Below are 21382 nucleotides of genomic sequence, written 5' to 3' on the forward strand. Positions count from 1 at the left end.
ATGCTTTTTAGCAGTTATTAAAGCGAATAGTAATAATCGCCCGAAACAGAAAACTTATTTGGATTTACCTTTTCAACATTTGATACATCACGCGTTGAACGGATCAGTGCAACAACAGAATCAAGGTCAATCATTTGGGTAACTTCCAGGGCCAGCACACCGACAAAACTTTTTCCTTTGCTTATAAGATTAAGCTGTTTAATTCTAACGCCCTTCACCGATTCGATCAGCGAAGTTATTTTATGAAGACTAAGATTTTTGCGATATGAAATTTTAATCTGGTATGTGTTTTTCATTTGGAATCATGTTTATCGTCATAGTAATTGGAAACACTATTGCACTCATACTTAAACAAATACCTCAGCGTAATTTATAAAATTTATTATTTCAATCAAATCCGAAAAATAGATATTCACTGTTTTTTTCTAAATTTTAAGATTGTTTAACTAAAACAGTGAATATCAGAACAATTTGGCTTCATAATCAGAATCGGGAACCATTAAGGAACCCAGGTAAATGACTGTTGCGCAGCAATTGACTCTTCCGGTATGTTACTGTTATCAACTTCATAGATTTTGGCTATGGTGCTGACAATCTGATCAATTTCTTCTGTCGTGTTGAATTTACTAAAAGAAAAACGCACATTTTCCTTATTGTCGTCATGCTGAATCGCCGAAATAACGTGCGAACCTCCGTTGCCTAAATTGGAACAGGCACTGCCACCGGATACCGCTATACCGAACGTGTCCAGATTATTAACCAGACTTCCAGATTGCAGACATGGAAAAGAAATATTAACGATCGAGCTAAGGCTTTTCGTAGAAGATTTACTTTCACCATTAAAACCAAGATCCGGGATTCCGCTGTTTTCGAGCTGGGTAATCAGTCGTTGTTTCAATGCCGCCGTTTTTTCATGAATATTGTCAAAATCGCGGTAAGAAATTTCAAGGGCTTTCGCCAGACCTGCAATGCCAATTACATTTTCCGTCCCTCCTCTTTGTCCCTTTTCCTGGGCACCTCCTAAGATTTGCGGTTTTAGCTTGTGTTTTTTGTTGATATAAATAAATCCAACCCCTTTCGGACCGTGAAATTTATGTGCGGATCCTACCAGAAAATCAACCGGAAATTCTTTTAGATCAATCTTTACTTTGCCAATTGTCTGCGTCGTATCCGTATGAAAAACCGCATTATATTTTTCCGCAAGTTTGCTGATCGCTTCAATATCGGTAATATTTCCAATTTCATTATTGGCATGCATCAAACTGATCAGCGACTGCGGATTGGCATCTAGCAAATGTTCGAGATGTTCCAGATCTACGTTTCCATTTTTATCAAGTTTCACATAACTGATTTCAATATCCCCTTCTCTTTCGCGTTTCAATAAAGGTTGCAAAACTGCTTTATGCTCAATTTTACTTGTGATTGCGTGCGTCAACTCATATTCCCTGATTGATTCTGACAAAGCAAGATTGTTGGCTTCCGTCGCACCCGAAACAAAAAATATTTCTTCGGCAGTTACGCCCAGTAATCTGGCAATGGTATTCCGGGAATGGTCAATCATTTCCCGAACTTTCCGTCCTGCCCAGTGACTGGATGAAGGATTTCCAAAATTAGTTGTCAAATAAGGCAAAATTGCTTCAATCACCTCAGGATCAATGGCCGTCGTCGCAGCGCTATCACAATAAATTTCCATAATTTGGTTTTTAGTTTGTATCTGTTTTTAATAGAAGAACGAGGTTACGGTAGTGGCTCAGCGATCAGCTTTGCTAGATCGGTATTCCATTTTTTGACGTAATCATCATAAAATTGACCGGTCCCCTTTCCTGAAAATCCGGTATGAATCTCTTTCACTTTTCCGTCACGGCCAACGATAATCGTTGTCGGAAATGCGATGAATTCTTTGAGCGCAACCAGTTTTTGGGCTACTTCGTTTTTATCATTTTTACCCGCAAAAAGTAAATCATACTGTACATCATAGCGGGTTTTCAATTTTGTCAAAGTGCGCTTTGCAAATTCATAATCATCTTTTGCCTCAAAAGACAAACCGATTATCTCTACCCCTTTGCTTCTGTTTTCTTTATACCATGGAGCCATGAACGAAACCTGATCGATACAATTCGGGCACCAGGTTCCCATTAATTCAATTACCACAACCTTTCCTTTATATTTCTCGTCGCTTAGCGAAACCTGTTTTCCATTCAGATCAGGAAAAGTAAAATCAAGTTTTTCATAACCCGGTTTCAGGAATGTAAGCGAGTATGCATCTGCAAGAGCTGCATTATCATCCTTAACAGCTGTGAATTTTGTAGCATTCACACCAAAACCGATCGCACCTTCGATGGATTTTCCGTCAATAATTTTTCCTGTAACATAAGAAGGACCAGATCCTGTAAAACCCGAAAGCAAAAATTCATTTCCCTGAACATTTCCCTGCAACTCACGACTATCGCCGGTGATTGACAAAATGATACCATTCAGTTTATTTCCCTTCTGCTCAAAAACAGCAACGCGGTCAGCAACAGGTTTATCCGACTGTATTTTTACGAGCCATTTTCCGGTGATATCAGCAGCTGGCTTGATTTCCTTACCAGGTTCAACAAAACGGTAACTTTTATCAGGCTGAGCAGTAAAAGGAATTGCTCTGTTTACGCCCGGCACAAGACTTTTATGCACGCCGGTCAAACTTCCGTCATTTTCTATTTTTGCAAAAAATGCTGCTTCAAAAGTATTCATCGTCACCTGCAATGAATCTGATGAAAAATATTTAGCATTGAAATCATCACGACGATCACCGTTAATGGCAGTCAGAACCAGCTGATTTCCTGGCTTCTTTTTCACTTCAAAATTAAAGGGAACGTCCGTTTCTCCCACTTTGAAAACGCCGCGCCAGATACCTTCTTTCATTTGTTTGTTCTGTGCGTAAGCAGAAATGACAGCCGTTGCCGCCAGAAAAATTGCAAATAATAAACGATTGATTTTCATAGGAGTTTGAACGTAATAATATACAGTATATAATCTCTACCAGTTAACTAGATAGATAAGTTAAAAATTCAGTCAAAACACTCTTTTTTTGAGTAATGACAATAAAAATTCCTTCGATTTTATCTCCGGCAACAATTGTATTCAGTGGATTCTAAAGATTTATCATTAGAATTAGGTTGGGGCACCTTATTAGTCATAGGTTGCCAGAAGATCATTGAGCCTAACCTCTCCCTTCGTTCTTTATAAATCTACTATTTTGATAGACAAAGTTGTGTTATATTTTTTTCCTGTGCAAGCATTATCTTTTATTTTTTCAAAAAGATTAATTTAAAGCAGGATTTAGAGGTTTAAGGACCGAAGAAATTTGAGTCCTTCAACCGCGATTGATTCCTTTGAAGGTTCTACTTTTCGCCAAATTGAGGCTGCTTTGGCTATAATTTTAACATCGGGTGTGAAAGATTCGATAACAATATCGCCTGCATAATCGATTTTATCCAGTGCGACAAAAATCCTTTCCCAATTGATCTGATCACCTCCGGGCGTTCCTCTGTCACTACCGGACGCATGTAAAAGTGCTAATTTGCTTCCGGCTTTTAGAATCGCCAGGGCAGGATCTTTTTCTTCAATATTCATATGAAAAGCATCCAGATGAATCCCAAGTGCATCACTTCCCACATCCTTAATCAGATTTAGAGCCTGTTCGCAGGTATTGATCAAATCTGTTTCGTAGCGGTTTAGTGGTTCAATAGCCAGTTTAATATTTGCTTTCTCAGCATCAGCGCAAAGTATCTGGAGATTTTTTACGACAGTAATCCATTGCTTGGTTTTTTCATCTTCCGGAACAAGATCAGCTCTTCCAACGGCAGAATAAATTGGCCCCGCGACAAGTGAACTTCCTAAAATTGGTGCTATATCGATCAGCTTTTTAATATATTCCAAGGATACAACCTGCTCCTTTCGATTGCCACGCAAATCCCTGCCCGGACCGGTTGCAGCACATACAGAGCGGCATTCCAAACCGTTATCGTCCAAAGCTTTTCGTATCAAAACAGGATCAATATTGGCAGGATCTTCCACAGCAATTTCTACAAAATCAAAACCCCATTCTTTAAACTTTGGAAAAAAGCTTATGCTCTCATTTGTAAAAGGAGAGGAAAACAAATAGGTATTGATACCGAATTTCATGAATCTGCGATTGAAAGTGTGTATTAAAGGTAGGAGGAAATTATCTCTTTTGCTGTTCAAAATAATGAACACCCTTTTTATCCCCCATTACAAAATCGGGCAAGCCGTCCTTATTCATATCTTCAATTTCAACATGCAGACCGCCTCCTGCCTCATTATCAATTTTATGCGTAATGAAGGTTGGTGTCTTTCCGGGTTTGAATTCATACCAATAAGTAACGGCAGCATCTTCCGCGCCCGGATCTCCCCCATTATGCGCATAATAACGTTTTCCTGTAACCAGATCCGGAAATCCGTCACCGTTTATATCTTTAAAACCCAGTCCGTGCGATTGGGAAAAATCTTTTGCGATTTCATGTTCTGTCCACGATCCGTCTTTCCCCTGCTCATGCCACCAGATTCCATAGTTATGCGCCGAAGAACTAATAACATCATTTAATCCATCCTGATTCACATCATAAACATACATTTGCGCACAATCCTGGCTCAAATTAGCCGGGTGAAATTTCCAGTTTGGCTTTTTAGGATCTGCCGTACCTTCCCACCAGCCATCTTTTACCAGCACATCTTTTTTACCATCACCATTAATATCTCCATAACCTAAGCCGTGGGTATATTTATGGGTAGCAATTTTTTCATCACTGCTGATAATGTTAAGTTCCCATTGTGTATCTGCTTTTTTTCTTGGTGGACTAAGCCAGATCACCTGTTTTTTCTCAGGATCATTGGCCAGTAAATCCAGCCGTCCGTCACCATCAATATCTACAAAAACAGGCGACTCGTTACCGATCGACGGATGAATTTCTCTTGCAACCCAATGCCCTGCTTTATTTTTAGGATTTTCATACCAGACGGCAGGATTTCCCGCAATATCGATCCGGATCAGATCAACCCAGCCGTCCTGATTTACATCCGAGCTAAAATCCAGAAACGAATCACTGTATCCATCTTTCCACGAAAAAGCTTTTACAGGCATGATCTCATGTTTCGTCCAGTTCGGAGCCTCAAACCAGTAAGCGCCGGCCAGAATATCTTTTTTACCATCCTTATTTACATCACCAACGGCAGCGCCTTCGGCTATAAAATCAGGTGTGACTTCATATTTTTTGAAAACGCCGCTGGAAACTTTCTTTTGGGCTTCGGCAACAAACCCTCCTGCCAGCATAAACTGCGCGAAACAAAACAATTGAGCGTATCTTATGTATTTCATGTTTTCAGGTGATTAAGTGGTCAGGAATATTATGGTGGTACTAAATTACTTTAACGAAAATGCATTTTCAATTGATTTAAGATCAACGCCTAAAACAGTTTTTGCAATTTTGTTCAAATCCGATTTTTCCCCTTCAAAGTGAAGAGTGCTGTGGCGATGGATAAGCTTTTCATTTTTCTTTAATAACATTACATTTGAGTTCGATTCGAGCTCGTAAAAGGGTCCCATTTGAGAGCCGTCTTCCAATGGACCATCATTATAGGCATTCAATGCATCCCCGCCAAATGGATCTTTATGGAGCTCCCAGGTTGACTTTAAATATTCTCCGTTCGATTCTAAATCATATAAAATGATGGTCAAAATACCCTTTTCAGCATCATAACTTCCGGCAACTTTCCTGGCAGATTTTGGAGATAAACCGATTTTACTTCTGAATTTTCCATCGGCTTTTAGAAACACAGCAGAATCTTTTACAACCAACCGATCGCCCGGAATATCTCCAAAATAATTTGAAGTCAATAATGGTTTCTCTGAATTGGTTTTGGAAAATGGGGCTACAATCGTTGTTTTTGTCGACGGTTTAAACATACCCAAAATCCAGATTCCCAGTGCACCCGTTTCCCTTTTCCAATCTTCACCCAAATTTGTTACAGCGTTTTCAGAAGTATAACCCGTAGTTTTTATATTGTCAAAATCCTGAACAGAAAGCAGATTTTTAATCTCAGATTTATTGATCATTGTAACCTCACGCTCAATCAACAGGTCAAATTTTGTGCCGATATTATTTTCAAGTGTAGTTTTTTTCTTGAATCTGACCGAAGAAGAATCCGAAGAAACTACATCATATGGCTCGGAATCAATTACCGCCGGCGTTTGCCAGTTTTCGTAAACAAATGATTTTCCCTTTTTGAAATAAACCGAAAACTGGCCGCCTTCGGGCGAAAACCAGAATCGGTCTTCGCCGCCTAAGGCATTAAAATGAGGTTTATTTTCGCCGCTTTTGATCAATTCATAATTCAGCCAGCCATAACTATTTCCGGAATCCCCGGCAGCTGTGCTGGTCATCACGCGTCCTTGATAATCTGCTACAACGATAGCCTGAGAATTTTCATCATCAGGAGATTCCAAAACGATAACCTGTTTGTATTTTTTCAAAAAAGCCAGGTCGTACCCAAAGGTACCTTCCTGGCCTGTTGCATTTTCTTCCACGCTATTTTCCTGCTTATTTTTTTTCTCCTGACAAGCCATGGCCGTCAGCATAATGAAGATATAAATTGAAATTTTATTTTTCACGATCATTTCACCCGATCAGATTATTCATGCAAATAATTACCATAGCCTACGATCAAAACGGAAAGAACAATAACCAAAATCCCGGCGACAATGGTCGCCAGCGTTTTTTTAGCAACACCTTTCCATTCATTCAAAACCAATCCCCACGTATTGGCAATTAAAATAATGAACGCCATATGCAAAATCCAGGAACTTGCACCATTGCCCAATTTACTTTCTCCCATACCGTAAAAGAAAAATTGAAGGAACCAGGTTGTACCGGCAAGTGCCGAAAAAATGTAGTTTGAGAGAAGCGGTGTGCTTTTGTCTGTATAATTATTAAAAGTTTTGTTCCGCGCGTTAAGCAGCATACACCAGATAAAATTGGTAGTCAAGCCGCCTAGTAAAATTACGATATAGGTTACGTTGTTTTGGAAAAGGAAATTTCCCTGTCCAGGATTTGCAGCCTGCCAGGTAGCATTTGCCTCTTCCGCCATTACTTTTCCGGCATCAATTCCAAAAGCAAAACAGGCGCTCAGAATACCTGAAATAATGGAAACAGTCAGTCCCAGTCCGATTTTAAATTCAGTATTACTTTCAGAAATAATACCGCTTTTTTTCAGGTCATTATCTTTCATCGCACCGGCTTTTCCACAAATGATAATACCGATTACGCAGACCAGTAAACCTAGTAAAACCAGTTGTCCCCAATTGCTATGGATCAAATCCGAAATCGAATCTTTACCCGTTTTTGGATTAAATTCGTAATAAACCGAAGGAATTAAAGCACCGAAAACTGAACATAAACCAAGAATAATCGAACTTCCGAGCGATACGCCCAAATACCTCACACCCAGACCATAAGTCAAACCGCCGATCCCCCAGAGCACACCAAAAAAGTAAGTCAGAAATAAAACGCCGCCATCTGTATGGGCGATGATATCCATGTAATCCGGAATGGTCAGATAGGCAGCCAGCGGTGGAACGATTAACCAGGAAAACAAACCACCTACAATCCAGTAAGTTTCCCACGCCCAGCCTTTTACTTTTTTGTAAGGAATATAAAAACTGCCGGAAGCAAAACCGCCAATGAAATGAAAAAGTACACCAAGAAGTGCCTGCATGAGGTTTTAGGGTTTAATGTTCAGTGGTTAAAAAATATAAGGCGAGTAGCCAGTTATGCATTTAACCCGTAAGTTGACATACGAACAGAAATAGCGCATCCTGTACCGTACTGCCTGAAATACGTCTTTTTGAATTATAAATTTAATAATTCTATGGACACTACCTCCTAAGTAATTGAGTACTAGTATTTACTCTTTCAAGAGCGATTTTATAATTTTTAGATCGTTTTTTGTTAATAATTTAACATTGAAATTTTTAACTGTCCGAAGAATTAACGGATCACGATTTTTTTACTAATCCGTGAACGGCTGGTTTGAAGTTCAAAAACGTATAATCCCGGCGTCCATTTTGTAGTAACAATTTCTTTTTCAACATTCGCTCTGACCATAATATTTGATTGAATAGCTTGGCCCGCAACATTGAAAACGGTTAACGAGGCATTTTCTGTGGAAAGTACTTTAATATATTCACCAGCCGGATTTGGATACACTTTTACACTTTGTTCAACTGGTGGTTCAACCGGCGTTATGCTGATTGGTAAAATATTTTGAAGAAGACGAATTCCGCCGGTACTGTTTCCTATCGCAACATCCGGCTTCCCGTCTCCATTGAAATCTGCAACGGTAGCGTATAAATATCCGCCAAATAAAGGATCTGTTCCCAGACCGTTATGATCAATCAAAAGACTTTCCCGCTGTGTCCATTTGCCCCAATCGGCAGAATGGAAAATTTTCAGTTTGCCTGAAAAATCCACGGTCACCAAATCCGGCTTTCCATCCAGATCAATATCGGCTACCGAAGGCTGGACATTTCTTCCTTCATAATTTAAAGTTATTCCGGCAAAAGCCTCAGTAATCAATGTTAAAACAGGCTGCTTGCTTGATCCTGTATTTTGATAATAACTGACATTGCCCTGCGGTTTTCCAACAATTAAATCCAGATCACCGTCTGCATCGGTATCATAGAAAAACGGATAATCCGTAATCTGTGATTCTGCTGGCATTGTGATCATGACCATGTCGGCAATATTTAATTGCGCAGCCTGACCTTTTGCGCCTTTGTTTGGAATGTATCGGTATTCCAAACCTTTCAGCGTTGTTCCGGCAAATCCCAAATCCGGAATTCCGTCGCCGTTAAAATCTGCCCACTGGGTTTTCAGATTATACATATCCAGCGTTGCCGGAATATTCAAATAATTATCCGAAGTAATTTCGAAAGCGGGTGCTTGCTTTGTTCCTGTATTTGTCAGAAGCCACAAACGCCCCCGAAAATTATTTCCATCACGCGTTCCGCCGGTTCCAATAATCATGTCAAGATCGCCGTCGCCATCAATATCATAAAAAGAAGGCGTCGCATTTTCTCCAACATCCAGCATCTGATCCTGAAGGAAGTTCTTTTGTACCAGTTGAAAATTTGCATTATCGGTCGTACCGGCGTTGTGATAATACCAGTTGGAAGATTTGAAATCCATCAGATTTCCATCGTTATTAGCCACATTTGGTGCAGCAATCAAATCTTTTACACCATCAAAATCGACGTCTTCGTAATAAGCCGAAGGAAAAATATAAAAAACAGTGGGATCAGCGGGTGGGTAAATATGAGTAAAACTTGTAAAATTGGCAATCAGATTTTCGCCGGTATTTTTCAAAAAAGACATATGATCATTACTGATATGCCCCACCAACAGATCTTTTTTTCCGTCACCATCCAGATCATGGAGCATAATAGAATTTCCCTGGTGTAAAATACGGTTTGCATCAGGATTGCTAACCACATTGCAATCTTCACCCAGCACAAAATCTTCACCATCGCCCTTATGGAAATTTCCCCAACAAATACCGTTTCTTTTATAAACCAGACTATCCGGCACGCCATACCGCTCCATGCTCATGTTCTGATGCAGCTCAATAAATACACCTGAATAGTCAAAAGTGATCACATCCAGGTCGCCGTCGTCATCAATGTCTGTTATACCCGGAATATCCGGACTGGAAACCTGAAGGTTTACATTTCCTGATAATCCATCCGTGTATAAAGCATCTTTTGCCAATTCCCAATGCCAGGCTGTGCCGCTTTTCACTTGCTTGTAAACGGTAATTCCCAGCGCTGTATATGTGAAAAGATCTTTTAGTCCGTCGCGATTGTAATCGTTCAATATCAGCCAGTTATCAATTTTAGGAAAAAGATATTCGTAGGAAGGCGCGTGAAGATAAACTTTTTTCTGAGCATTTGTTAGATCAGTTGATGCTAAAAAAGTTGATAAATCACCACTAGTTCTGTCAAATACAACCAGATCCTCAGTTCCGTCACCATTCAGATCCATTTTGCTTATTTGGGAAGCGTTCAAACCGCCGGCCCATGGATTTAATAAAGCTTTTCCGCCAGACGAAAGTACTGTTACCGTATCCAGTTTAAACCATGATTGTTGCGCACGGCTTTCCGAAAGAAAGAATGTAGAAAATATAAAGAATAAGAGGCAGGTAAATTTCGTACACATCGTTGAATAATAATCTATTAATTTTGTCAGTCAATCCGGCCAACATTAAGCTCGTAAACCTAACGAAATTACAAAGCATTTGATTGAGCGGAACCTTCAAACTTTATTTACAGAATTTACAAAGTCAGCTATTTATATGCATACCTCTCTTGAACAGCTTTACGACATTTACCTTAAAGGCCATACAATTAGCACAGATACACGCCAGATCACAGATGGATGCATCTTTTTTGCTTTGAAAGGAGATAATTTCGATGGCAACACATACGCAGCCGAAGCACTGAAAAAAGGAGCTGCTTATGCCGTTGTAGATAATCCGGATGTTGCAACAAATGCCAGGTTTTTATTGGTTGAAGATGTATTAACAGCTCTTCAGGATTTGGCCAGGCATCACAGAAAAACTTTTACTTTTCCTGTAATCGCATTAACCGGATCAAACGGAAAAACGACCACCAAAGAATTGATTGCAAAGGTTTTGTCCATGAAATATAAAACTTACGCAACGAAGGGAAACCTGAATAATCACATTGGCGTACCGCTAACGCTGCTTGCTATTGACGCTGCAAAATACGAAATGGCGGTTGTTGAAATGGGTGCGAATCATCAGGAGGAAATTGCATTACTGAGCAGCATCGCGCAACCTACGCATGGTTTGATCACCAATATCGGGAAAGCACATCTTGAAGGTTTTGGTGGTGTTAAAGGAATTGTGAAAGGCAAAGGCGAACTTCTGGATTATCTGTCCAAAAAGAAAGGGACCGTTTTTGTGAATGTGCAAAATGATGCAGTCATGGAAATGGTCAGCAAGCGCAGGGCTTTCGGTGAAATTGTTTTTTACTGTACAGAAAGCAGTCCGGTAAACCCCAAATTAATTCAGGAAAGTCCTGTGGTTACTTTTGAAGGAAATAAAGGAAAAATTGTAACCACACATATTCCCGGACAATACAATTTTGATAATATGTGCGCCGCCATTGCTGTTGGAAATCATTTTGGCGTAACCGACGACGATGCTTATGAAGCCGTTGCCAATTACCAGCCGGATAATAACCGCTCCCAAATCGTAAAACGAGGAACAAATACGGTGATCATGGATGCCTACAATGCAAATCCGTCTTCCATGGCCGCAGCGATTACAAACTTTGCCAATATGGAAGCCAAGCATAAAATGGTTATCCTTGGTGATATGTTTGAGCTTGGAGACGCTTCGGAAGAAGAACATTTAGCTTTGGGAAAACTGGTGGCTGATGCAAAATTCGACCTGGTTATTCTTACCGGAAAACATATGCAGGCTGCGTTGGCAGCATTACCAAAAGCTTATTATTTCCCCGACAAATTTTCACTGCACAACTGGGTGATGGATAATCCGCAGCATGAGACATTGATACTAATTAAAGGATCAAGAGGGATGGCTTTGGAGTCGGTGCTGAGTGTGATGGCGCAATAGTTTTAGACAAAATAAACGAATTGACCTGGTTTTGACAGGATTGGTTTTTCTTAGTATATTTGATAAAAAGAGAATTATGATCATTGAACGTCAAAATCAGAATATTATCATTAAGGCAAGCAGCGCAATCAACATGAGCGCTGTTCAAAAACTGATTGATTACATCAACGTTTTAGAAATCGTTACGGAAAACAAAGGCACCGAAGAACAAGCTTTGGAACTATCCCGGGAAGCCAACAAAAACTGGTGGAATCAAAATCGCAGCCGTTTTATAAAATGATCATTATCGTTGATACTAATATATTATTTAGTGCCTGTATTTCTCCCAACAACAAAATAGCAGAAATTCTTTTTAGTCCTCTTCCTGAAATAAGTCGTATAAGCTGCTACTATACGATTGCTGAAATGTTCAAACACCAGCCCAAATCTTAAAACTTTCCAGGCTTACAGAAGAAAAAACAACTACACTTTTTTATGAAATCACCAAACAGGTTGATTTTGTTAATGAATCAATCATAGAAGAAAAATTCTGGATTGAGGCAGAGCGGTTGACTTCCGGAGTTGATAGTAACGACATCGCATTTGTAGCGCTCACATTACAAAAAAATGGAATGCTCTGGACCGGGGATAGACAATTAACTACTCATCTAAAAAGTCTGGGTTTTAATCAAATAATTAATACACAATAGCTTTATGACAAGCTCGATCTTACAAATCCTGAATAACTTTCTCAATATAGTATAATTACCTAATTTATTAATATAATTATATAGTACAAATTGATACATATATAGACAAAATTTATAGACACTACTTTTTCAATAGAAAACATAAATTCATTTATTTAATTCAAGCATTGCTTCGAATTGTACTATGCCAATTCTTGCCTTGAGTGGTGGTTGTGACTAGTTTTGTATCCATAAATAGTACAAACCAAAGCAACCGCAACAACAATGAAAAATACAATTGTATCAGTTGGATCGAAATTCCCTGAATTCAAAAAAATCTCAGTAGTATCTCTTGAAAAAGGAAACGAATTTTATGATATTACTTCTGAGGATCATATCAATGCAGAGAAATGGATGGTAATGTTCTGGTGGCCAAAAGATTTCACTTTTGTTTGTCCTACTGAAATTGCTGAATTTAACAAAAAAACTTCTGATTTTGCTGATCGTGATGCAATCCTGATCGGTGCATCAACAGATAGCGAAAATGTTCACTTGGCCTGGAGAAAAAACCACGATGATCTTCGTGATCTTCAATTCCCAATGCTTGCTGATACTTCAAAATCTCTTGCAGAAGAATTAGGAATTCTTGAAGCTAACGAGAAAATTGCTTACCGCGCAACTTACATTGTTGATCCACAAGGAATTATCCGTTGGGTATCTGTAAATGATCTTGCAGTTGGACGTAACGTCGACGAAGTTCTTCGTGTACTAGACGCTTTGCAGACTGACGAACTTTGCCCTTGCAACTGGGTTAAAGGAGAAGCTACACTAGCTTAATTAAAATATTGAAGAGAATGAGCCAGGTTTAATATCTGGCTCATTTGAAAAGCTAAAAGCCAAACGCTAACAGCTATCTGCTAACAAGCACTTCTTACTACCACTTCCAATCCTACTAAAATGTATCCATTTGCAGCCACAGGGAATACTAAAGATTCTCTGTATAAAGAAATCAATTTGCCTGCCGAATTTGAAAGCGTGCTAATCAACAAGCTGGCAGCGCTAGATCACCGATACCTTAAAGATTTGAAAATCAATATTGGTAACGTTTTGAAATCTCAAAATATCAACCGTAAAGAAGCTTTATTGATCGCTCTTTCTGTTGCTATCAATGAGAAAAATACCGCGCTTATTTCTGCCATTGAAGAACTTGCTATTGCGGAAAGTGCTGATGAAAAAGAACTTGCAGAAGTCACTGCCTGCGTGTCTTTGATGAATGCCAATAACGTGTTCTATCGTTTCAGACACTTTATGGACAAGGAATTTTACAACAATGCTCCTGCCGGAATTAAAATGAGCATCATGGTAAATCCTGTGCTTGGTAAAGAGTTTTTTGAATTGTTGAGTCTTGTCGTTTCAGCACTTAATGGTTGTGAAATGTGTGTAACCTCTCACGAACAATCTGTATTAAATCACGGTGGAACGCAGGCGCGTATTTTTGATGCGGTTCGCATCGGAGCTATTTTCAAGAGCTTTACTGTTCTTATTTAATTTTCCCGTCAATTTTGGCGCAAGTCAGTTGATGTTTATATAGATGAAAGCGTTGCTCGAAAGGTGACGCTTTACTTTTTTTCAAAACAGGTTATTTAGCTGATTATCAAGAATATTGACAAGTCAAACATTACTATTGTTTTAACTGGAAAAGTTTTATTTTGACATTTATTAAAGCGCACTAGACAAAATATCTATACTTACCGGCTGTAACCCCTTCAATTGCTTCAAAATTTATCAATCTATACCTTTTATAGATAAAATATCTGATTTTTAAATCAAAACCCCAATAAACATCTACAAATATTAATCCTGATGGTTTTTCTACTTAATTTTGTATTATTAAAATTGACAACAAAATCTAAATAGAAAATGGCAACGTCAACAGAAACGTACATTCCTTACAAGGTTAAAGACATAACGCTGGCCGAATGGGGTCGCAAAGAAATTACATTGGCAGAGGCAGAAATGCCTGGACTTATGTCAATCCGCGCTGAATACGGACCATCACAGCCTTTGAAAGGTGCACGTGTTGCTGGTTGTCTTCACATGACAATCCAAACTGCTGTTTTGATCGAAACACTTACAGCATTGGGTGCAGAAGTTACCTGGTCTTCATGTAACATTTTCTCTACGCAAGATCACGCAGCAGCAGCAATCGCAGCAGCGGGTATTCCTGTGTATGCATGGAAAGGTATGAACGAGGAAGAATTCAACTGGTGTATCGAGCAAACTCTTTTCTTCGGTGAAGATCGTAAGCCTTTGAACATGATTCTTGATGACGGTGGTGACCTTACCAACATGGTATTCGACGATTTCCCTGAATTGATCGATGGTATCAAAGGTCTTTCGGAAGAAACTACTACAGGTGTTCTTCGTCTGTACGACCGTCTTAAAAACGGAACGCTTCATTTGCCTGCAATCAACGTAAATGACTCGGTTACTAAATCTAAATTTGATAACAAATATGGTTGCCGCGAATCTCTTGTAGATTCAATCCGTCGTGCAACTGACTTGATGCTTGCTGGTAAAGTTGCCGTTGTAGCAGGTTATGGTGATGTTGGAAAAGGTTCTGCTGAATCTCTTCGTGGAGCCGGATGCCGTGTTTTGGTTACTGAAATTGATCCAATCTGTGCGCTTCAGGCTGCAATGGACGGTTTTGAAGTTGTAACAATGGACGAGGCTGCTACACGTGCTAATATCTTTGTTACTGCAACCGGAAACTACAAGATTATCACAGATCGTCATTTCCTTAAAATGCGTGACAAAGCAGTTGTTTGTAACATCGGTCACTTCGATAATGAAATCGATATGGCTTGGTTAAACTCAACTTACGGAACTTCAAAAACTCAGATCAAACCACAGGTTGATATTTATTCTGTTGAAGGAAAAGATATTATCATTCTTGCGGAAGGTCGTTTGGTTAACTTGGGTTGTGCAATGGGTCACCCATCTTTCGTGATGTCATGCTCCTTCTCTAACCAGACGCTTGCTCAGATCGAACTTTGGACTAACACGTCTGCTTACGAGAAAAAAGTTTACGTTCTTCCGAAAGCTTTGGATGAAAAAGTAGCTGCTTTCCACCTTGCTCACGTTGGTGCGAAACTTGAAACGCTTTCTGATGAGCAGGCTGCTTATATTGGTGTATCTACCGAAGGTCCTTACAAAGCGGATACTTACAGATATTAATATTTAGCTTTTAGCGATTGGCTTTTAGCTTTAAATCCCGGCTCGGAAATTTTTTCCGGGCCGGGATTTTTGATTTATATGTAAAAGTTTTAGAGATTATTATGTCACCCTGCGCGGGCCGCCCTTTAAGGGTTTTCCCCGAATTGGTATCTGGCACTTCTATAATAATGCCATCCCTTTGGGATTATTATGTTGCAATTAAGCAGAAATCATTTTTTATCATCAAAACCCCTGAAAGGGCTGCCTACGCAGGGTTACACAATTCTGACTGGCTATCTCAAATTTCAATCAAAAATCCTTTGGCTATTCTTTTTTTACTTCACCAACAACTTCCGTCGGACGAACCGGAATGGAAATTCCATGAATATCAAAAGCAGTTTTCAAAGCTTTAATCGCTTCACTTTTCGCCGCTCCCGGACCAATTTTCACCTGATCAATCCAGAACTGAACCTGAAAATCAATGGTACTTGTGCCAAATTTGGTATAGCTAAAATCAACTTGTCTTGTCGCACTCAAAAACCCGAGCGATTGAATGGCCTGCAAACTTATTTTTTCAATTAATGCAAGATCTTCTGTAAAGGAAATCCCGCATTCGACCTGAACCCTGCGTTCACCGGAATAGGTAAAATTCGTAATTGGCTTTTGAAAAATATCTTTACTCGGAATTTCAATCTGTTGCCCTGCTAGATTGTCAATAATTACTGAACGGAGGTTAATAGACTTTACCTTTCCTGTAAATCCATTTGTTTCAATCACATCACCAACTTTGATTGGCCGCTGAATCGCGATAAATGCTCCGGAAATAAAATTGGTAGTCAAATCCTGAAACGCAAAACCAACTGCCAATGCAAGTACTCCTGCACCAGCCACTAGCGACGTGACGGTTTTATCCAACCCCAATATTCCCAAAGCAAAGAATAGCCCCGTTGTAAAGATAATAATGCGTGTCAAGGCTGAAACCAAGCTCACCAACGCTTCATTATGTGAAGCCCGGCTCAAACCTTTTGACATTAATCCGCCTAAATAGCTGGCCAGGTAACGGAAAATGACTAACAATAAAATAGCAATGATGATGTTCGGTACGAATCCTATACCGAGGTCAAACCATTTGTCCAATTTTGAGAAAATCGGGTCCACTATTTTTGAAATCTGAAGAAATAACATTTACTGTACTAAAATTGAAGAAGCTGAAAAGGAATTTTTCAACTCCTGTACTTTTAACTTAAAACAAAGTTACGCTGCAAATGTTGCATGATTCTTTCCAATTATGATAAATTATTACCGTCTGGCTTTATTCAAATAACAAAAAAGGAGAAGAAAGCTGTTATGCCTTCTTCTCCCAATATATTTCCTATTTATAAAAAGCTGCTGGTTATTATCGTAAATCTACAACTTCAACACCTGGAAATTGTTTTGCATTGAAAGTGAAAAAATTGTCAGCAACTGTTACATCCGGCTGAAATTGCTCCACTTTGTAAGTCACTTTTTGACCATTTTTCTGGAATATTTTCCAGCTGTTTATGGAATTATCCGCTTTACTAACCTCAATCTGAACTTTATCAACCTGACTATTTTTACCGGTCGACGTTAATTCTACAACATCGAAAGTTTTGGCACCTTCTTTTTTCTCCTGCAAATAGGCGTATTTAAATCCTTTTTTGTAGGCTGAATAAATTCTTGTCGGGTCAAGATCACCACCGGCAGATGGGTCGAAATCCTGGAGATTAACCTCATTCGTTTCTTTGATATATGTAGCCATCAGCTTACCATCATTAAAAATCTCCTGACCGGCCATTTTCAAACGAAACTTGGTTCCTTTTACTGTTGCATCACCTTTCAACGGTTTTCCGCCATCTGGCGTGTAAGTAAAAATTGCTTTAAAAGATTTTATTTTCTGATACTTGTTGCTCATCGCATCCAAAATAGCAGTCGATTTTTTATCTCCCTGGGCTTGTGCCGTTGTTAACAAAATTGTTGAAAATACAATAGCAGAGAGCACAAATGAGATTATTCTTAATCTTTTCATAATTATTAATTTAATTCTAAACTAGTTTCTCTAAAAAGTATGCCAGGTTTATTCAGTACGCAAATTTAGACAAAGTTGTGAGATGAAGGTTTAAAATAACAAGCAAAGTCCTGACTGCTTTGTCGGTGCTTTGAGGCATTTGACAATACAATCAGGACTTATTATTTGACAATTATCTTACAACAATGCAGCGCCAAAAACGCCTGCGCTGTCACCAAGATTTGGTTTCAGGATTGGCGTTGTGATCACACCATTGTTAAAAATATACTTTTTGATTCTTTCGTAACCTTCCGTGTAAAGCAGATCAATATTTCCAACCCCACCCCCAATCACGATCAGCCCCGGATCCAGCACGTTGATCAATGTTGAAATCGCACGTCCGTAATATTCAAGCAAACGGTCAATTGTTGCAGCTGCGTGAACATCTGTACCTGCCTGGTATTTTTCCAAAATTGTTTTTAAAGACAATTTCTCGCCGCTTTGCTGAAAATAAAATCTTTCAAGAGCCGGTCCGGAAATAACTTGTTCAACACATCCTTTTTTACCGCAGTAACAAGGCTGGCCATTTTCTTCAAGAATATTATGTCCCCATTCACCACCGATGCCGTGATGGCCTCCAATGATCTTTTTGTTGACAACCAATCCTCCGCCTACGCCTGTTCCCATGATCACTCCGAAAACAACTTCTGCATCCGGATAATCTCTTCCAGCTCCCATTAAGGCTTCTGCAAGCGCAAATGAATTTGCATCGTTGGCCAGTTTTACAGGAATTCCCAGAATATCTTCCAGGTCTTTCTGCATCGGTTTGCCATTCAAACAGGTTGTGTTTGAGTTTTTCATCAGATTGGTATCCGGCTCAGAAACTCCCGGCGTTGCAAAACCGATTTTGGTCGGGCGCTCCCCTATTTCTTCTGCTACTAAATCAATCAGTTTTTTTATTTGGGATAAAATATGCTCATATCCCTTATCAGACTCAGTTGGAAGCCTTTTACGGATGACAACTGCTAAATCGTTTTCTGAATCCAAAACGGCACATTCTATTTTTGTGCCTCCTAAATCTATTCCCCAGAGTTTCATTAAATACTATTGAACTTTGTAAAATTTATAACCGAACAAAAATATCACAAAATAGCAGATGATCGGCAAGTAATATGCGGAAGCTACGTCGTGTTCAGCCACAGCGCCCATTACAAACGGGAACAATGCACCACCTACAACACCCATCGAAATGAATGAAGAAGCCTGTTGTGTATGAGAACCAAGATTTTTCAAACCCAAACTGAAAATAGTCGGGAACATGATACTCATGAAGAAGTTAATCATCAGCAAGGCGATAAATGAAGGCCATCCGAAGCTTTGCGCAACGATTGTTGCCATCAAAATATTTCCAACAGCAAAAATTGCCAAAAGTGAATGAGGGGCAATAAAACGCATCAGCAAAGTCCCGATAAAACGACCAGCAAGCATAAATGCCATGAACAATACCATGTAGTTACCCGCAACTTCGTCCGTGAAGCCCATTTTTTCATGGCCGTAGTTAATAAAAAATGCCCAGGTACCGGATTGTGCCGCAACGTTAAAAAACTGTGCAGCAACTGCCCAAACGAAATGTCTGTGTTCGCTTAATTTTTTACCAGGTTTTACATCAACATTTACTGCGTCCGGATCCAGTGCTTCAACATGTGGATCAGTTAATGGGGGTACTTTTACAAAAGAAAAGCAAATGGCAATTGTAGCAATTACACCACCGATCACCATGTAAAGAACCTTAACCGAAGTCAGATCCGTACTTCCTTCAACATTATTACGAAGCAAAAAATAAGACCCGATAGCAGGTCCGAGAATTGCGCCTAACGCGTTAAAAGCCTGTGCAAAGTTAATACGCTGATCACTTGTACGCTGGTCGCCAAGAGATGCTACAAATGGATGCGCAACGGTTTCAAGTGTGGATAAACCACAGCCCAGAATAAATAATGCAGATACAAAAAGCAGAAAAGAACCTACGTTAGCTGCCGGAACGAATAAAAATGAACCCAGTGCAAAAAGAGAAAGTCCAAGAAGCACTCCGTTTTTATATCCGAAACGTTTCATGAACAAACCCGCTGGAATTCCCATGACAAAATAAGCTCCAAAAATGGCAAATTGAACGAAAGCAGATTGTGTTTTGGTAAGACTTAAAGTATGCTGAAAATGTTTGTTCAAAACATCACCCATCGTGATCGCAATACCCCATAACATGAAGAGCGATGTTACGAAAGTGATGGTGACAAGGAATCGGCTTTCTGTAAATTTGGCCTTGGTAATTTCCTTACCAGACGAAGAAATTGAGCTCATTTTTTATTTATTGTAAGATTAGTTGTTTAGATGTTTTTATTTTTGGAGGCGTAAGTTAGAGAAAATTAGAAACTGATGCCAATCAAAACTTGTAACATCATGCCCGCCCGTGCGAATATGGTAGCCCACCTGTCCCATAACAGGCGTATTTAATGCAGGTATTTCCTTAACAGGTAAGCCATTAGTTTTCAGAAAACGATAGACCTTATCAGCCTCTTTTACAGAAGCAAATTCACCTTCCGGGTCAGAATTTTTATCTCCTTCCGCGCTCGCTACGTATACCGGTCGGGGTGCAATCAAATCAATTATAAGATGCTGATCGAATGGAAGTAAGGTATCCTTATCTATATATTTCCTAAAACTTTTAGCATACCAATGTGGAAAAACAGTATTTAATCTCCGGATATTTTCACCTTTCCCTCGATAGAATAATTTCGCTCCGCCGGCACCGGATTCGTTGCTGATTACCTCGGCAAAACGAGTATCATCGGCACCTGCCCAAAGTGCTGCTTTCCCTAGTCTTGAAAAACCAAAAACAGTAACTTTTTTTGAATTAATTTCTTTATCGGTTTCCAGATAATCCATTCCCCGGCTCAAAGCCCAGGCCCAGGCAGCTACGGTTCCAAAATTATCTTCCCGATTTTGAAGTTCCGGGTACAAAACGTGGACTCCCGTTTTAAAAGATTCTTCATTTCTGTCCGAGGCAATTTCTTCTCTGTAAATCGTAGCCAGCGCAAAACCGGCATCCAGAATACTGTCAACCGGCCATTGACTTGCATTCAATCCGCGACATGCATCCGTAGCTTTTCCATCCACTACGCATGGCGAATTTTTACTACTTTCTACCCAGGCTTTGCTAAGTTTTATTCCAGGATCAGCATTAATTGCATGATTGCCGATAAAGTTTATACCAATAATCGCAGGAACGGGATGTTTGGCTTTATTTGGAATATAGAGAAGAATATCAAACTTGGCTTCTCTGCCATTTTCCCTGATATGAACCGTAATTTGTTTTCGGGTAGCTTTTCCTCCTAATGCGTTTTTGTCGTTATCAAAAACCTCAAAACGCATATCCTTGGGCCGACCGGGAGAAGTTCCATACATTTCTTTTCGAAAAGTTTGAAGCAGCTCTTCTCTTCTGGCATTCCATTGTTTTGCGGAAGTTACTTTCTTACCACTATTAAAAGTCAGAGCATCAGGAAGATTAGATTCTTTATTTTGACCATAAGACGAAATACTTATTGAAAATAAAAAAAGCGGCAACCAGAATTTATTTTTCATCAAAAATATATCGGTTAGGAATAAAGGCTATCCGTTCAAAAGTATACAATGGTATTTGTTTACTGATATTACTCTTTCAGCATGATGAAATTAAATATTGACTCAATTCTAAACAAAAATG

General features: G+C 39.4%; 18 protein-coding genes, 1 pseudogene and 1 riboswitch. Of the genes and pseudogenes, 6 read left to right on the top strand and 13 right to left on the bottom strand.

Features of this window, described 5'->3' with window-relative positions:
* Window positions 1-17: 17 nt before the first annotated feature.
* The 8 genes from IEE83_RS24550 to IEE83_RS24585 all read right to left on the bottom strand — a co-directional run bounded on the left by IEE83_RS24550 (window position 18) and on the right by IEE83_RS24585 (window position 10271).
* Window positions 18-296, bottom strand: a complete 279-nt coding sequence (locus tag IEE83_RS24550) for a hypothetical protein (protein ID WP_194123118.1) — start codon at window positions 294-296, stop codon at window positions 18-20.
* Between the two features lie 203 nt (window positions 297-499).
* A complete protein-coding gene (locus tag IEE83_RS24555) occupies window positions 500-1693 on the bottom strand; it encodes a cysteine desulfurase family protein (RefSeq protein ID WP_194123119.1) in 1194 nt (397 codons plus the stop codon).
* Between the two features lie 44 nt (window positions 1694-1737).
* Window positions 1738-2982 (bottom strand): peroxiredoxin family protein, encoded by a 1245-nt coding sequence (locus IEE83_RS24560; protein WP_194123120.1) that lies wholly within the window; start codon window positions 2980-2982, stop codon window positions 1738-1740.
* 156 nt (window positions 2983-3138) lie between these two features.
* A riboswitch (SAM riboswitch) is annotated at window positions 3139-3231 on the bottom strand.
* 90 nt (window positions 3232-3321) lie between these two features.
* Window positions 3322-4167 carry a sugar phosphate isomerase/epimerase family protein gene (locus tag IEE83_RS24565; RefSeq protein ID WP_194123121.1) on the bottom strand — a complete coding sequence of 282 codons (846 nt, stop codon included), beginning with the start codon at window positions 4165-4167 and terminating at the stop codon, window positions 3322-3324.
* A gap of 40 nt (window positions 4168-4207) precedes the next feature.
* The gene (locus tag IEE83_RS24570; RefSeq protein ID WP_194123122.1) at window positions 4208-5377 is read right to left on the bottom strand and encodes an FG-GAP repeat domain-containing protein; all 1170 of its coding nucleotides are present in this window, start codon (window positions 5375-5377) and stop codon (window positions 4208-4210) included.
* Window positions 5378-5422: 45 nt separating this feature from the next.
* Window positions 5423-6670 carry a DUF6786 family protein gene (locus IEE83_RS24575; protein ID WP_194123123.1) on the bottom strand — a complete coding sequence of 416 codons (1248 nt, stop codon included), beginning with the start codon at window positions 6668-6670 and terminating at the stop codon, window positions 5423-5425.
* Window positions 6671-6690: 20 nt separating this feature from the next.
* Entirely contained in the window at window positions 6691-7773 is a 1083-nt protein-coding gene (gene rhaT / locus IEE83_RS24580) for an L-rhamnose/proton symporter RhaT (RefSeq protein WP_194123124.1), read from the bottom strand.
* 272 nt (window positions 7774-8045) lie between these two features.
* The gene (locus tag IEE83_RS24585) at window positions 8046-10271 is read right to left on the bottom strand and encodes a T9SS type A sorting domain-containing protein (RefSeq protein ID WP_194123125.1); all 2226 of its coding nucleotides are present in this window, start codon (window positions 10269-10271) and stop codon (window positions 8046-8048) included.
* A gap of 136 nt (window positions 10272-10407) precedes the next feature.
* Here IEE83_RS24585 and IEE83_RS24590 point away from each other — a divergent pair, with 136 nt between their 5' ends.
* From IEE83_RS24590 to ahcY, 6 genes and pseudogenes are all read left to right on the top strand, one after another.
* Window positions 10408-11715 (top strand): UDP-N-acetylmuramoyl-tripeptide--D-alanyl-D-alanine ligase, encoded by a 1308-nt coding sequence (locus tag IEE83_RS24590; protein ID WP_194123126.1) that lies wholly within the window; start codon window positions 10408-10410, stop codon window positions 11713-11715.
* Between the two features lie 76 nt (window positions 11716-11791).
* Window positions 11792-11995: a hypothetical protein gene (locus IEE83_RS24595; RefSeq protein WP_194123127.1), complete on the top strand. Its 204-nt coding sequence runs from the start codon at window positions 11792-11794 to the stop codon at window positions 11993-11995.
* Window positions 11992-12404 (top strand): annotated as a pseudogene (locus IEE83_RS33670) (PIN domain-containing protein). Before IEE83_RS24595 ends, IEE83_RS33670 begins: the two are co-directional and overlap by 4 nt.
* 264 nt (window positions 12405-12668) lie before the next feature.
* Complete coding sequence (locus tag IEE83_RS24610) at window positions 12669-13220, top strand: peroxiredoxin (RefSeq protein WP_194123129.1); 552 nt, start codon at window positions 12669-12671, stop codon at window positions 13218-13220.
* Window positions 13221-13340: 120 nt separating this feature from the next.
* Window positions 13341-13931: a carboxymuconolactone decarboxylase family protein gene (locus IEE83_RS24615; RefSeq protein ID WP_137339133.1), complete on the top strand. Its 591-nt coding sequence runs from the start codon at window positions 13341-13343 to the stop codon at window positions 13929-13931.
* A 372-nt stretch (window positions 13932-14303) separates the two neighbouring features.
* Window positions 14304-15620 carry an adenosylhomocysteinase gene (gene ahcY / locus IEE83_RS24620; RefSeq protein WP_194123130.1) on the top strand — a complete coding sequence of 439 codons (1317 nt, stop codon included), beginning with the start codon at window positions 14304-14306 and terminating at the stop codon, window positions 15618-15620.
* Between the two features lie 303 nt (window positions 15621-15923).
* Here the strand turns inward: ahcY and IEE83_RS24625 are convergent, their stop codons facing one another.
* From IEE83_RS24625 to IEE83_RS24645, 5 genes are all read right to left on the bottom strand, one after another.
* Window positions 15924-16784: a mechanosensitive ion channel family protein gene (locus tag IEE83_RS24625; RefSeq protein WP_194123131.1), complete on the bottom strand. Its 861-nt coding sequence runs from the start codon at window positions 16782-16784 to the stop codon at window positions 15924-15926.
* Between the two features lie 211 nt (window positions 16785-16995).
* The gene (gene lolA1, locus IEE83_RS24630; RefSeq protein WP_194123132.1) at window positions 16996-17646 is read right to left on the bottom strand and encodes an outer membrane lipoprotein periplasmic chaperone LolA1; all 651 of its coding nucleotides are present in this window, start codon (window positions 17644-17646) and stop codon (window positions 16996-16998) included.
* 177 nt (window positions 17647-17823) lie between these two features.
* Window positions 17824-18723, bottom strand: a complete 900-nt coding sequence (locus IEE83_RS24635; RefSeq protein WP_194123133.1) for an ROK family protein — start codon at window positions 18721-18723, stop codon at window positions 17824-17826.
* Between the two features lie 6 nt (window positions 18724-18729).
* On the bottom strand, window positions 18730-19980 hold the full coding sequence (gene fucP / locus IEE83_RS24640; protein ID WP_194123134.1) for an L-fucose:H+ symporter permease: 1251 nt from the start codon (window positions 19978-19980) through the stop codon (window positions 18730-18732).
* A gap of 36 nt (window positions 19981-20016) precedes the next feature.
* The gene (locus IEE83_RS24645; protein ID WP_194123135.1) at window positions 20017-21261 is read right to left on the bottom strand and encodes a glucuronyl esterase domain-containing protein; all 1245 of its coding nucleotides are present in this window, start codon (window positions 21259-21261) and stop codon (window positions 20017-20019) included.
* Window positions 21262-21382: the final 121 nt, after the last annotated feature.

It is taken from the genome of Dyadobacter subterraneus, from assembly GCF_015221875.1.
Classification (GTDB): domain Bacteria; phylum Bacteroidota; class Bacteroidia; order Cytophagales; family Spirosomataceae; genus Dyadobacter; species Dyadobacter subterraneus.

Bases quoted from the DNA above. Each gene is read 5' to 3' on its own strand.
- rhaT (WP_194123124.1), bottom strand. From the start codon at position 7,773: ATGCAGGCACTTCTTGGTGTACTTTTTCATTTCATTGGCGGTTTTGCT.
- IEE83_RS24570 (WP_194123122.1), bottom strand. From the start codon at position 5,377: ATGAAATACATAAGATACGCTCAATTGTTTTGTTTCGCGCAGTTTATG.
- IEE83_RS24550 (WP_194123118.1), bottom strand. From the start codon at position 296: ATGAAAAACACATACCAGATTAAAATTTCATATCGCAAAAATCTTAGT.
- IEE83_RS24645 (WP_194123135.1), bottom strand. From the start codon at position 21,261: ATGAAAAATAAATTCTGGTTGCCGCTTTTTTTATTTTCAATAAGTATT.
- IEE83_RS24635 (WP_194123133.1), bottom strand. From the start codon at position 18,723: ATGAAACTCTGGGGAATAGATTTAGGAGGCACAAAAATAGAATGTGCC.
- IEE83_RS24625 (WP_194123131.1), bottom strand. From the start codon at position 16,784: ATGTTATTTCTTCAGATTTCAAAAATAGTGGACCCGATTTTCTCAAAA.
- ahcY (WP_194123130.1), top strand. From the start codon at position 14,304: ATGGCAACGTCAACAGAAACGTACATTCCTTACAAGGTTAAAGACATA.
- lolA1 (WP_194123132.1), bottom strand. From the start codon at position 17,646: ATGAAAAGATTAAGAATAATCTCATTTGTGCTCTCTGCTATTGTATTT.
- IEE83_RS24555 (WP_194123119.1), bottom strand. From the start codon at position 1,693: ATGGAAATTTATTGTGATAGCGCTGCGACGACGGCCATTGATCCTGAG.
- IEE83_RS24585 (WP_194123125.1), bottom strand. From the start codon at position 10,271: ATGTGTACGAAATTTACCTGCCTCTTATTCTTTATATTTTCTACATTC.
- IEE83_RS24590 (WP_194123126.1), top strand. From the start codon at position 10,408: ATGCATACCTCTCTTGAACAGCTTTACGACATTTACCTTAAAGGCCAT.
- IEE83_RS24565 (WP_194123121.1), bottom strand. From the start codon at position 4,167: ATGAAATTCGGTATCAATACCTATTTGTTTTCCTCTCCTTTTACAAAT.
- IEE83_RS24615 (WP_137339133.1), top strand. From the start codon at position 13,341: ATGTATCCATTTGCAGCCACAGGGAATACTAAAGATTCTCTGTATAAA.
- IEE83_RS24595 (WP_194123127.1), top strand. From the start codon at position 11,792: ATGATCATTGAACGTCAAAATCAGAATATTATCATTAAGGCAAGCAGC.
- IEE83_RS24560 (WP_194123120.1), bottom strand. From the start codon at position 2,982: ATGAAAATCAATCGTTTATTATTTGCAATTTTTCTGGCGGCAACGGCT.
- fucP (WP_194123134.1), bottom strand. From the start codon at position 19,980: ATGAGCTCAATTTCTTCGTCTGGTAAGGAAATTACCAAGGCCAAATTT.
- IEE83_RS24610 (WP_194123129.1), top strand. From the start codon at position 12,669: ATGAAAAATACAATTGTATCAGTTGGATCGAAATTCCCTGAATTCAAA.